The sequence below is a fragment of the Simiduia aestuariiviva genome (assembly GCF_014192475.1).
GTDB classification, from domain to species: Bacteria; Pseudomonadota; Gammaproteobacteria; order Pseudomonadales; family Cellvibrionaceae; genus Simiduia; species Simiduia aestuariiviva.
The window spans coordinates 416,612-429,087 of sequence record NZ_JACHXZ010000004.1; the positions used below are offsets into that span (position 1 = coordinate 416,612).

Consider the following 12,476-nt stretch of genomic DNA (forward strand, 5'->3'; position numbering starts at 1 on the left):
CCTTGAACGGCGTCCATAAAAAAGCCGGCTCTGGGCCGGCTTTAATTCATCAGGGGTTTATTACCCGGTCGTTAATCGCCAGTGGGCGAGTGGCGTCGAGCACTATGCCGAAGCTCATCTTCTCAAAAATGCGGAAAACCATTAATAATCCAGCGCGCTCATCGGGCAATTTAACAGGCTTACCGGTGACGCGGTCGCGCACCACTTTCCCCGCTTTCATAATCGCCAAGATATCCCCTGCTTGCAGGGCATCGCGCTGGCCGCGGTTGATCGCGACAACATTCATGCGACCCACCTGCGTAACGCCACCTTCGACGGTCATAATAACGCCATTGATTTCTTTCTCAGGTGCCTTCGGGTAAAAGGTACTGGCCACTGAGCGATCGGCGCTGGGCAACAAGCGGTCTTCAATCAAAATTTCTTGCGTCGTTCGGGTGACATCCATGGTGGCAATATCGCCCTCGATGGCCGCAACGCGCACTGCGCCTACATCCAACGCTTGATAACCGAGGAACTCACCGGTTTCTGGGTCTTTAAAGCTCTTGCCCTTCCGATAGATACCATACACGGGCACAGAGGGGTCGATTTCGCCACGCGCATATAAATAGTCACCTGCGCCACTGATCAATCGACCATCTTCGCCCGCCAATACATAGGCGGCGTTGTTGTACTCATCGGGCATGACGATGCGACTACCCGTTAGGAAGCTGTTAATAGCATCCAAGGGAATGGCCGGAATGGCCGCTGCCACGGGTTGATAGCGAATTTTGGGCGAGAGCTTTTCAACACCAGGTGACATCTTGGTCGTGGGCTTGCCGCGCTCGATGGCGAGGCGAGGCTTGCCGTCGAGGTAGACCAGACTGATCACATCGCCGGGATAAATAAGGTGGGGATTGTCAATTTGAGGATTGACCTGCCAGATTTCTGGCCACATCCACGGGTTTTCCAAGAACTTGCCGGAAATATCCCAAAGGGTATCGCCCTCAGTTACGCGGTAGCTGTCGGGCCTGTCACTGCGGATTTGTACATCTTCGCCAAACGCTGCGGCACACAATACCAGCGACGCCGCCAAACCCAAAAATAGCTTTTTCATAGAAACCAATCCTGTTTCTCGCGGCCTTTAGGGAATAACTCGGCCTCATAGGAGAATTTAGACGTTATAATAGCGCAACAAAACCGGTTGCCCTGCGACTGTCATTCCGCCACTGTCTGGGAGACAATGTGCCACCGTTGGAATAAGACTACAACGGCTTTGCATTTTGCCTCTGCCAACTGCGTGCAGGGTGGTTTAATTTCGGCTTAAATGCTGTCTGATCATAATGTTAGCAGCGACTGTTGCCTTTTTACTAGAAGTTTGTCACACCGTTTATGGCTAAACTCGAGATATTAGAATTTCCTGATCCGCGCTTGCGCACTCTGGCCGAGCCTGTAACTGAGGTTACCGACGCCACCCGCAAGCTTATCGATGACATGTTTGAGACCATGTACGCCTGCCCCGGCATTGGCTTGGCGGCCACGCAGGTGAACGTTCACCAACGCATTGTGGTGATCGATATCAGCGAAGATCAAAGCGAACCACTGGTGTTCATCAACCCTGAAATCGACGTGCTCGATGCTGAGAAAGAAGCCTACGATGAAGGTTGCTTATCGGTGCCTGGGTTCTACGAAACCGTAGAAAGACCCGCACATATTCGGGTAACAGCACTCGATCGTGACGGAAAAAGCTTTGAAATGAAGCCAAATGGCCTTTTGGCCACCTGCATTCAACACGAGTTGGATCACCTTAATGGCAAGCTATTTGTCGATCATATTTCCAACCTCAAGCGCGACCGCATCCGCAAAAAGTTGGAAAAGCAGCACCGCATGCGGGCCTGAGGCCCGCACCTTCTTCGCCTGATTGAGAGCTCCGCATGAGTGCCCTGCGCATTATTTTCGCCGGTACCCCGGATTTCGCGGCCGAACATTTGGCCGCTTTGTTGGAATCCCACCACCAGGTGGTGGCGGTCTTCACCCAACCCGACCGACCCGCTGGCAGGGGCAAAAAATTGCAGGCCAGCCCTGTCAAAGAATTAGCCCAATCCAACCACATTCCCGTGCACCAGCCTGAGCGCCTGCGCAGTGCAGAGGACCAGTCGCTGGTACGCCAGTATGATGCCGACCTCATGGTAGTGGTTGCCTATGGGCTGCTATTGCCTCAAGCGGTGCTGGATATGCCCCGCTTAGGTTGCATCAATGTGCACGCGTCTTTATTGCCGCGCTGGCGTGGTGCAGCGCCAATTCAGCGCTGTATTGAAGCGGGCGACACTGAAACCGGTGTCACAATTATGCAAATGGATGCGGGATTAGACACCGGTGCCATGCTCACTGTCAGCCGCTGCGCCATCGATGCTCAGGAAACATCGGCCAGTCTGCACGACAAACTCATCACACTGGGGCGCCCTGCGCTCATTGAAGCCGTAGACCTACTGGCCGAGAATCGGGCAACGGCCGTTGCCCAAGACGACAGCCTGGCCACCTACGCGCACAAACTCACAAAAGAAGAAGCGCGCATTGATTGGCGACTTCCCGCAGACGTTATCGCCCGCCGCGTGCGTGCGTTTAATCCCTTCCCCGTTGCATTTACCACAATAGGCGAAGCGCGATTGCGCATCTGGTCGGCAGTAGCGGTGCGCGAATCCAGCGGCGCTGCCGCCGGCACGCTCACTGAAATTGTGGGAAGCGGCAGCCAAACTACGCTGCGCATTGCCTGTGGAGAGGGCCAGTTGGAGGTGACTCACCTGCAGTTGCCCGGCAAAAAAGCCATGGCTGTGGTTGATTGCTTGGCGGGCTATCGCGCCCAGTTCGCGCTCGGCTCGATACTTGGCGACGCTGAATGAACAGCCGAGCTCTCGCGGCACAAGCGCTAGCGCAAGTCCTAAACGACGGCCAATCACTGGCGACCGTCTTGCCGCGCACATTGGCGCGCACACCAGAGCGCGATCGAGGCCTGGTATCTGAACTCTGTTACGGCGGCTGTCGCTGGTTTCATCGCTACAATCCGGTGGTGCAGCAACTGCTGAGCAAATCTTTTAAACCCAAAGATACCGACTTGCTCGCGCTGTTGATCCTAGGCATCTACCAATTGGAGCAGATGCGCGTACCCGACCACGCCGCGCTAGCCAATACGGTCGAGGCCTGCAGAGCACTGAAAAAGGACTGGGCAACCAAGGTCGTCAACGGGGTTTTACGTAATTTCCAGCGCAATCGCGCCAAGTTAATGGCAGATGCCGACAAGTTGCCCGGCGTACAACACAGCCACCCGCGCTGGATCCACAAGGCATTGAGCCAACACTGGCCGGCGCAGGTGGCCGACATCGAAGTCGCCAATAACCAACACCCGCCACTCGCACTGCGCTGTGCCGCTGAGCTAGATCGCGATAGCTATCTAGCCACACTGGCGAGCGCTGGCATTGCGTCTAGCTCAGGTGCATTGGCGAACCAAAGCGTTATTCTCGACACTGCGTGCGACGTCACGCAATTGCCTTGCTTTGCCACGGGGCAGGTGAGCGTACAGGATGAAGCCGCCCAACTGGCAGCTGAATTACTGCCCATACCCACTGGTGGGCGAGTGCTCGACAGCTGTTGCGCGCCGGGCGGTAAAAGCGTGCACCTACTGCAACAAAACCCGGGCATCGCGCTGGTGGGTGTAGACGCAGATGCCGATCGACTGTCACGCGTGCAAGAAAACCTCGACCGCTGCCAGCAGACCGCACAACTATTGGTGGGCGACGCCGCCGAGCCCAGCAGCTGGTGGGATCAAGTTCCCTTTGATGCAATCTTGCTCGACGCGCCCTGTTCCGCCACCGGTGTGATTCGCCGGCACCCCGACATCAAGCTACTGCGCAAGCCCGCCGATATTGATAAGCTGGCGGCGCTGCAACAGCGCATTTTGACGGCCCTGTGGCCGCTGTTAGCGCCCGGTGGCCACCTGCTATACGCGACCTGCTCGGTCATGCCGCAGGAAAACACGCTGGTGATGGAACACTTTTTAGCAAATAACGAGAACGCTCAGGAAGTGCCACTACCCGACCGGTGGGGAGTTGCACAAGCCGCCGGTCGGCAACTGTTGCCTGGGCAACACAACAGCGACGGCTTCTACTATTGTCTGGTTCAGAAATTGCCCTAACGCTAACGGCATAAGGATCTCGGTCGACCATGAAAATTATTATTCTTGGTGCAGGACAGGTGGGTGGCACCCTCGCGGTCAATTTAGCCAGCGAATCGAACGACATTACAGTAGTGGATACCAATTCAGCGCTGCTCGAGGACCTGCGCGATCGCATTGACATCGGCGTAGTCACCGGCAGTGCCAGCCACCCTAACGTCCTCATCAGCGCCGGCATTGAAGACGCCGACATGCTGGTAGCTGTCACCAGTAACGATGAAATCAATATGGTGGCCTGTCAGGTGGCTCACAGTTTATTTCGTACGCCCACTAAAATCGCGCGCGTGCGTTCTCAAGCCTACTTGTCGCAAGGCAATTTATTTTCCAATGATGTGATACCTATCGACGTACTCATCAGCCCTGAGCGCTTGGTATCCGATTACATCTATCGCCTAATTGAACACCCCGGCGCTCTGCAAGTATTGGATTTTGCAGAGGGACGCGTGCAATTGGTCGCCGTGCGCGCCTATTACGGCGGGCCGTTAGTGGGCCAAGAACTCCGCTATTTGCGCCAACATATGCCGTCCGTGGACACGCGCGTCGCCGCTATTTATCGGCGCGGCAAAGCCATGATGCCTGAGGGCTCAAGCGTCATTGAAGCGGATGACGAAGTCTTTTTTATCGCCGCCAAAGCAGACATTCGCGCAGTAATGAGCGAGCTTCGGCGTCTGGAGAGTTCTTACAAGCGCATTATCATTGCTGGCGGGGGCAACATCGGTTCGCGCTTGGCGGCGCAACTGGAAAAGCGCTACTCGGTAAAGATCATCGAGTTTAATGAAGCGCGCTGCAACAGTTTGTCTGAAGAACTCGAGGATACCATCGTGTTGCTGGGCAGCGCGTCAGACCAAGATTTGCTACTCGAGGAGAATATCGAAGATACGGATGTATTTTTGGCGTTAACCAATGACGATGAAGCCAACATCATGTCTTCCATGCTCGCCAAGCGCTTAGGTGCGCGCAAAGTGATGACCTTGATCAATAACGCAGCCTATGTGGATTTAGTGCAAGGGGGTGAGATCGATATTGCCATCAGCCCGCAAACCACCACCATTGGCAGCCTGCTTACCCATGTGCGCCGCGGCGATATGGTCAATGTTCACTCGCTGCGCCGCGGTGCGGCAGAGGCCATTGAAGTCATTGCCCACGGCGACAGTAAAACCTCGCGTGTCGTGGGACGCGCCATAGAAGATATCGACCTACCCGAGGGAGCCAGTATCGGTGCCATTGTCCGCGAGCACGATACCGGTAGCGAAGTTATCATTGCCCATGACGATGTGGTGGTAAAAACCGGAGATCACGTCATCGTATTTTTGGTGAATAAAAAATATACCAAAGATGTCGAGCGCTTGTTCCAAGTTGGGTTTTCTTTTTTCTAAGGGATTTTAGCGGCCGCTGTTATGCATTTTTCAGTTATCTTTAGGGTGTTGGGCGTACTGCTGATGATTTTCAGCCTTACCCTCTTGCCGCCGTTTGCGCTGTCGCTGTGGCTCAACGACGATCATCATCACGCGTTTTTAATTGCCTTCGCGATTACCTTTGCCACCGGCCTCGGTATCTGGCTGCCCGTTCATCGCGCCCGCCACGACCTGCAAACGCGCGACGGGTTTTTAATCACCGCACTGTTTTGGTCAGTGTTGGGGCTCTTTGGTTCCCTACCCTTTTATATCAGTGCTGAATTGGATGCCTCTTTTACGGATGCATTGTTTGAATCTATATCTGGCCTTACCACCACCGGTGCGACGGTCTTTACCGGTCTCGATTTTTTACCAAAATCCATTTTGTATTATCGCCAGCAATTGCAATGGTTAGGCGGTATCGGGATCATCGTTATCGCGGTTGCGATACTACCGATGCTGGGAATTGGCGGCATGCAGCTGTACCGGGCAGAAACCCCCGGCCCCGTAAAAGACAGCAAATTAACACCTCGGATCACCGAAACAGCGAAAGCGCTTTTTTTCATGTATGTCGCACTGACACTTCTGTGCGCGCTGGCCTATTGGCTCGGCGGGATGTCGGGATTCGATGCAATTTGCCACGCCTTTTCTACGGTGGCCATCGGCGGGTTTTCAACCCACGATGCGAGCATCGGCTTTTTTAATAGCCCAGTTATAATGGCCATCTGCACATTTTTTATGTTCTTCTCAGGCATTAATTTTGCGCTGCACTTCTTCGGTTGGCGTGAACACAGCATTAGACAATACCTCAAGGACCCTGAGTGTCGCTTTTACAGCGCATGGATTTTAGTGGGTGCGTTAATCACTATTACCTATCTTTATTTCACGGGCACCTATGGCTTTTTTGATAGCTTAATGCACGGCAGTTTTGAATTTGTCTCTGTGTTAACCACCACGGGATTCGGTACAGCGGACTTCAGCGCTTGGCCAACATTCCTACCCTTCATGCTTTTTTTGTTTGCCTTCATGGGCGGTTGTGGCGGCTCTACGGCGGGCGGTATGAAAGTCATGCGGGTCATGCTGATTTGCAAGCAAGGCTATCGTGAAATTAAACGGTTAATTCACCCAAGCGCCATCATTCCTATTAAGGTGGGTAAAAAATCGGTGCCCGATCGCGTTGTAGAAGCGGTGTGGGGCTTTTTTGCGGTCTATATCATTAGCTTTATGGTGATGTTTCTTTTGCTGCTCGCCACCGGTTTGGATTTTGTAACCAGCTTTTCCGCGGTGGGCGCGAGTATCAATAACCTCGGCCCCGGCATGGGCGATGTTGCTGCTCACTATGGCAATATCAATGATCCCGCAAAATGGATTCTATGTTTTGCCATGCTGCTCGGACGGCTCGAGGTATTCACGCTATTGGTGTTATTCACGCCCATGTTTTGGCGCCGGTAATCTAGCCTTTGGTAAAATCGTAGCGGCGCGGTTGGCCCGGCAGTACACGGCGAAAACGTTTGTATTCCCATTGGTATTGTTCGGGTGCCTGCTGCACCAGCTGCTCCACGCTGGCATTCAACCCACATAGAGATGTGCGCTCATCATCGCTGTAAATTGCGGCGTCCGGTTCATCCAGAACAAGCTTAAAACCCGCCTCGGTACGCAGGCAGGCACCGCTGAGCACCTTGCAGCCATTGCGTTGAATCAAATTGTAAATCAGTGTCATGGTCATGGCTTCGACGCCAAAAAACGGCGCAAAAGCCGCGCCACTGTCTCGCTCTGGCACTTGGTCCGGCAAGATCCCCGTGAGACCGCCGCGCTTTAGCCATTTAAACAACCCCATTACCCCTTTGCGATTCGTTGGCAAAACCTCGGTGCCATCCACTTGGCGGTAATGCAAAATCAATTGATCAAACGCCGGCGAAGGGCTCGGTTGATACAGTACTTTTAGATCGTCAATCTGTTGCAGGTAACGCCCCAAAAGTTCCCAATTGCCAATGTGGGGGGCCAAAATAATCACACCCTTGCCCTCGGCGAGGGCAGCTTTTAACCGAGCCTCTACCTCTGGTGCCACGGTAAGTTGCGTCGCCAATCGACGCCACGGCCAAGTCCAGATACGGCTCGATTCAAATAACAGATATACCGTATGCCGCAAGCTAGCGGTGGCCAGCTCAGATTGTTCTGACTGGGTTAAATTGGGGTAGCAGAGTGAAATATTTTCCCGGGTAACTTTCGCCCCGCGGGTGCCTAACCTGCCCATGGCACCGGCAATGCCACAGGCTAACCACCAAGAGACTGTCGTCGGTAGCAACGCTAGTAAACACAAAAATCCGTGAATTAAACGGCTGGTAAGGGGCAGCGGCTTCGGGGTCGGGCTCGATGACATGGTTGGTAGGCCAGTTATTGACTCTCAGGGGCGCGAGATTACCGCAAAAACGGCGCCACGGCCAAAGTCTGCACTTACACCGGTGCACCGGCCCCGCTATAATTCGCACCTTTCCCTAAATTGACCGAGATTGCCCGGAGGCAAAGTGTCTGATTCCAAGGCGGGTGCCACACCCGATGTGAGCACCTTTCAGGGCCTGATATTAGCCCTGCAACAATATTGGGCCGAACAAGGCTGTGTGATACTTCAACCACTCGATATGGAAGTGGGCGCAGGTACCTTTCACCCCGCCACTTTTTTGCGCGCAATCGGCCCAGAAACTTGGAACAGCGCCTACGTGCAACCTTGTCGCCGCCCCACTGACGGCCGCTACGGCGAAAACCCGAATCGCCTGCAGCACTACTACCAATTCCAGGTGGTGATGAAGCCATCACCTGAAAATATCCAAGAGCTGTATCTCGGTTCACTCAAGCATTTGGGCCTCGACACGCTCGTGCATGACATTCGCTTTGTAGAAGACAACTGGGAGTCACCTACTTTGGGTGCCTGGGGCCTGGGTTGGGAAGTGTGGTTGAACGGTATGGAAGTTACCCAGTTCACCTACTTCCAACAGGTTGGCGGTTTGGAGTGCTACCCCGTGACAGGTGAGATCACCTACGGCATCGAGCGCATCGCCATGTACCTACAGGGCGTTGATTCTATCTACGATCTCGTGTGGACCATTGGGCCCGACGGCAAGAAGGTCACCTACGGCGATGTTTTTCACCAAAATGAAGTGGAAATGTCACATTACAATTTCGAACAGGCCAATGTGGAGTTTATGTTTCGAAGCTTCGATACCTATGAGCGTGAGAGTCAGCACCTCATCGAACAAGGCCTGCCTTTGCCCGCCTATGAAATGGTGATGAAAGCCTCACACGCGTTTAACCTGCTCGACGCTCGCCACGCCATATCCGTAACTGAGCGCCAGCGTTTTATTTTGCGAGTGCGCACCTTGGCACGCGCCGTAGCACAAGCCTATTTTGACGCCCGAAAAGCACTGGGCTTTCCACTGGCCGACCCCGCCCTGCGCGATGAAGTCTTAGCCGCCAAGGGAGATTCAAAATGAGCCAGCACACCCTTTTAATAGAAGTCGGTACTGAAGAGTTACCACCCAAGGCACTCAAGTCGCTGTCACAGGCATTCAGTCAGAGCATCGTTAACAGTTTAACGGCACAGGGTTTAGACGTAGGCGCAGTAACATCTTTTGCGGCGCCCCGTCGACTCGCGGTTTCCATTGCCAAGGTGCCCAGCGCCACACCGCTCAACGAAGTAGAAATGTGGGGGCCACCGGCACACATCGCCTTTGATAAAGATGGCGAACCTACCAAGGCGGGCATTGCCTTCGCCCAAAAAAATGGCGTTGATATTAATGCATTGAGCGTTGCGAACGACGGCAAGATCGATAAGGTCTTCGTGCAGATTAAGCAAGGTGGCGACGCAGTCGCTGCGCTGTTGGCCCCGATAGTGGAGCAAGCACTGGCTGAACTGCCGATTCCAAAACGCATGCGCTGGGGTGCAAAGCGCGTTGAGTTTGTGCGGCCCGTGCATTGGTTGGTAATGTTGCACGGCGATCAAATTGTTGATGGCCAGGTAATGGGCCTGCAATCCGGCCGCAATAGCCGTGGGCATAGATTCCATTGCAATGAAGCGGTGCCCATCGCCACGGCAGACAACTACGCTGCTGCTTTAGAAGCAGCCTATGTGCTAGCCGATTACGATGCGCGTCAGCAGCGAATAGTCAGCCAAGTGGAAGCCTGTGCGAACCAGTTGGGTGGCATCGCACAAATGGCGCCCTCACTATTGGATGAAGTCACCGCGCTGGTGGAGTGGCCAGTGGCGCTCGCAGGTAAGTTTGAATCCCGGTTTTTAGCTGTACCGGCGGAAGCGTTAATCTCCTCAATGGGCGAGCACCAAAAATATTTCCACCTGACAGATACTAACGGCGCGCTGTTGCCGTACTTCATCACCGTCGCCAATTTGGAATCAAAAGATCCTGCACAGGTTATCGATGGCAATGAGCGCGTTATACGCCCACGCTTGTCGGATGCCGCGTTCTTTTTTGAAACCGATAAAAAAGTCAGCCTGGAATCCCAGCGAGAGCGCCTAAAAAATATTGTTTTTCAGGCTAAGCTCGGCACGATTTTCGATAAAACAGAACGCGTAGCCAAACTTGCTAAATCGATTGCTGAGCGAGTTAATGGTAATGCCGAAAAAGCAGAGCGGGCCGGGATTTTATGTAAGAGTGATCTAGTTACCAACATGGTGGGCGAATTCGACACCATGCAGGGCATCGCAGGCTACTATTACGCGCTCAACGATGGCGAAGACAATGAAGTGGCGCAGGCACTCAACGAACAGTACCTGCCGCGCTTCGCCGGTGACCAATTGCCACAAACTCAAACGGGTACATTGTTAGCCTTGGCGGATCGGCTAGACACCTTGGTCGGCATTTTCGGCATTGGACAACAACCAACGGGTTCAAAGGATCCCTTTGCACTGCGCCGAGCAAGTCTAGGCGTATTGCGCTTATTGGTTGAGAAACAACTACCACTGGATTTGCGGGAGCTGCTCGAGGCGGCCATTGCTCAACATGCAGCGCTGCCAGCCGCCGACGGTCTCACAGACACCGTGTTGCAGTACATGCTTGATCGATTCCGCGCCTGGTATGAAGATGCTCAAATAGCGCCAGAAATATTTATGGCTGTGAGTGCAAAAGATTTAAGTCAGCCATTGGATATCGATAATCGCGTCAAAGCGGTGCAAGCTTTTGCACAGCTCCCTGAAGCAGACGCGCTGGCCGCTGCAAACAAACGCGTGGCCAATATTCTTGCAAAACTGGATCAGCAGCCCAGCCAAGGCGTCAATACCGCACTGCTTAAAGACGACGCAGAGCGCGCTTTGGCAGAGGCCATTACGCAACAAAAATCAACCATTGCCCCGCTGTTTGCCAATAGCCACTACACCGAGGTTCTATCGAGCCTTGCCGGTATGCAATCAACGGTTGATACGTTTTTTGATCAAGTAATGGTAATGGCGGATGACATCGCCGTGCGAAACAACCGGTTAGCGTTGCTCGCAGAGCTGCGCGCATTGTTTTTGGATGTAGCCGATATTTCCCTTTTAGTGCGCGCAAAAGCCTAAGGCGAGTTATGACAGACACAGGATTAAAGTTAGTCATCCTCGATCGCGATGGGGTAATCAACGAAGACTCCGACGCCTTCGTCAAGAATGTGGACGAGTGGCAACCCCTACCGGGAAGTATTGAGGCCATAGCCGAATTGAGCCGAACTGGTCACACAGTGGTGATCGCTACCAATCAATCGGGTCTAGCCCGAGAGCTGTTTGATTTAGACGATCTCGAGGCAATGCACGCCAAAATGGCCGGATTGGTGGAGGCACAAGGTGGCTCCGTAGCCGCCGTTTTCTATTGCCCGCACGGGCCGGACGATGGCTGCAATTGTCGCAAACCCAAGTCCGGGCTGATCGATGCTATTGAAGCGGAATTTGATACCTGTGCGGAGGGTGTGCCGCTGGTAGGGGACAGTCTACGAGATCTTGAAGCGGGCATCAGTAAAGGTTGTGCGCCAATTCTGGTGCGCACGGGCAAAGGACGCACCACAGAGAGCCAACTAAGCGCGCACAGTCTGTTGAGTGACACCCCAGTGTTCGATTCCCTGTTAGCAGCAGTGCCCCATATTAAAGCAACCTACGGTCAATCATGTTAGTCATCCGCAATCTTCTGTTTTATTTTGGTTATTGGGCCTCTTTGCCTCTTTTTGGGCTCATCGGACTTGCCCTTTGGCCTGTCACCAGTTTTCGTTGCCGTTCGCGCTTTGTTACCTCTTGGAATCGCTTTGTGGTCTGGTGGCTAACCGTGACCTGTGGCGTCCAGTACGAGCTCAAAGGGCTTGAGCACCTTCCCAAGCAGCCAAGTGTGATCCTTGCGAACCACCAATCAGCTTGGGAAACCTTGGTTTTGCAGTATCTTTTTCAGCCTGCGTCCACAGTGCTTAAAAAGGAATTGCTCAATATTCCATTTTTCGGTTGGTGTTTACGGGCGATGGAACCCATCGCTATAGATCGAAAAAACCCGCGCGAAGCCCTCCGTGCGGTTAAGAAAGATGGGGTCGATCGGCTGGCGTCGGGTAATCATGTACTCATTTTCCCAGAGGGCACCCGCAAGGTACCCGGTAAGCTGGGGACATTTGCGCGTTCCGGTGCAGACATTGCCTGCGCAGGCGAATACGACGTCATTCCGGTGGCTCACAACGCGGGAATTTGTTGGCCGGCGCATCAGTGGATTAAACGGCCTGGAAAGGTCACTTTGACCGTGGGCCCTGCCATTACCACGGCAAATAAGAACAGTAAGGCCGTAACCGAGGAAGCGCGCGCTTGGATCGCTGCACAATTAGGCGAGTAAGTTATTGATTTAAAACAAAAAAGCCGGCTTTTAGCC

General features: G+C 53.7%; 11 protein-coding genes. 9 read left to right on the forward strand and 2 right to left on the reverse strand.

The genetic code is table 11. The features are described 5' to 3' along the window. Nucleotides 1-49: 49 nt before the first annotated feature. Entirely contained in the window at nt 50-1,093 is a 1,044-nt protein-coding gene (locus FHS30_RS14840) for a LysM peptidoglycan-binding domain-containing protein (RefSeq protein ID WP_183911292.1), read from the reverse strand. A 275-nt stretch (nt 1,094-1,368) separates the two neighbouring features. Between FHS30_RS14840 and def the strand changes: the two genes are divergently transcribed. From def to FHS30_RS14865, 5 genes are read left to right on the forward strand one after another with little or no spacing between them, the layout of a single operon-like run. Next, nucleotides 1,369-1,875 (forward strand): peptide deformylase, encoded by a 507-nt coding sequence (gene def, locus FHS30_RS14845; protein WP_183911293.1) that lies wholly within the window; start codon nt 1,369-1,371, stop codon nt 1,873-1,875. A gap of 35 nt (nt 1,876-1,910) precedes the next feature. Further along, entirely contained in the window at nt 1,911-2,876 is a 966-nt protein-coding gene (fmt, locus tag FHS30_RS14850) for a methionyl-tRNA formyltransferase (protein ID WP_183911294.1), read from the forward strand. Beyond that, on the forward strand, nt 2,873-4,165 hold the full coding sequence (gene rsmB, locus FHS30_RS14855; protein WP_183911295.1) for a 16S rRNA (cytosine(967)-C(5))-methyltransferase RsmB: 1,293 nt from the start codon (nt 2,873-2,875) through the stop codon (nt 4,163-4,165). The genes fmt and rsmB overlap by 4 nt, the downstream gene beginning before the upstream one ends. A 29-nt stretch (nt 4,166-4,194) precedes the next feature. Then, nucleotides 4,195-5,580, forward strand: coding sequence for a Trk system potassium transporter TrkA (gene trkA / locus FHS30_RS14860; protein WP_183911296.1), 1,386 nt, complete (start codon nt 4,195-4,197; stop codon nt 5,578-5,580). Between the two features lie 21 nt (nt 5,581-5,601). Then, on the forward strand, nt 5,602-7,050 hold the full coding sequence (locus tag FHS30_RS14865; protein WP_183911297.1) for a TrkH family potassium uptake protein: 1,449 nt from the start codon (nt 5,602-5,604) through the stop codon (nt 7,048-7,050). 1 nt (nt 7,051) lies between these two features. On the opposite strand, the gene FHS30_RS14870 is transcribed toward FHS30_RS14865, so the two are convergent. Further along, a complete protein-coding gene (locus FHS30_RS14870; protein ID WP_183911298.1) occupies nt 7,052-7,978 on the reverse strand; it encodes a lysophospholipid acyltransferase family protein in 927 nt (308 codons plus the stop codon). Between the two features lie 145 nt (nt 7,979-8,123). Between FHS30_RS14870 and glyQ the strand changes: the two genes are divergently transcribed. Genes glyQ through FHS30_RS14890 form a run of 4 tightly spaced genes read left to right on the forward strand, consistent with a single transcriptional unit; the run spans nt 8,124 to nt 12,440 of the window. Beyond that, the gene (gene glyQ / locus FHS30_RS14875) at nt 8,124-9,086 is read left to right on the forward strand and encodes a glycine--tRNA ligase subunit alpha (protein WP_183911299.1); all 963 of its coding nucleotides are present in this window, start codon (nt 8,124-8,126) and stop codon (nt 9,084-9,086) included. Continuing rightward, nucleotides 9,083-11,161, forward strand: a complete 2,079-nt coding sequence (gene glyS, locus FHS30_RS14880) for a glycine--tRNA ligase subunit beta (RefSeq protein ID WP_183911300.1) — start codon at nt 9,083-9,085, stop codon at nt 11,159-11,161. Before glyQ ends, glyS begins: the two co-directional genes overlap by 4 nt. An 8-nt stretch (nt 11,162-11,169) precedes the next feature. After that, the gene (gene gmhB, locus FHS30_RS14885; RefSeq protein ID WP_183911301.1) at nt 11,170-11,745 is read left to right on the forward strand and encodes a D-glycero-beta-D-manno-heptose 1,7-bisphosphate 7-phosphatase; all 576 of its coding nucleotides are present in this window, start codon (nt 11,170-11,172) and stop codon (nt 11,743-11,745) included. Then, entirely contained in the window at nt 11,739-12,440 is a 702-nt protein-coding gene (locus FHS30_RS14890) for a lysophospholipid acyltransferase family protein (RefSeq protein ID WP_183911302.1), read from the forward strand. Before gmhB ends, FHS30_RS14890 begins: the two co-directional genes overlap by 7 nt. Nucleotides 12,441-12,476: the final 36 nt, after the last annotated feature.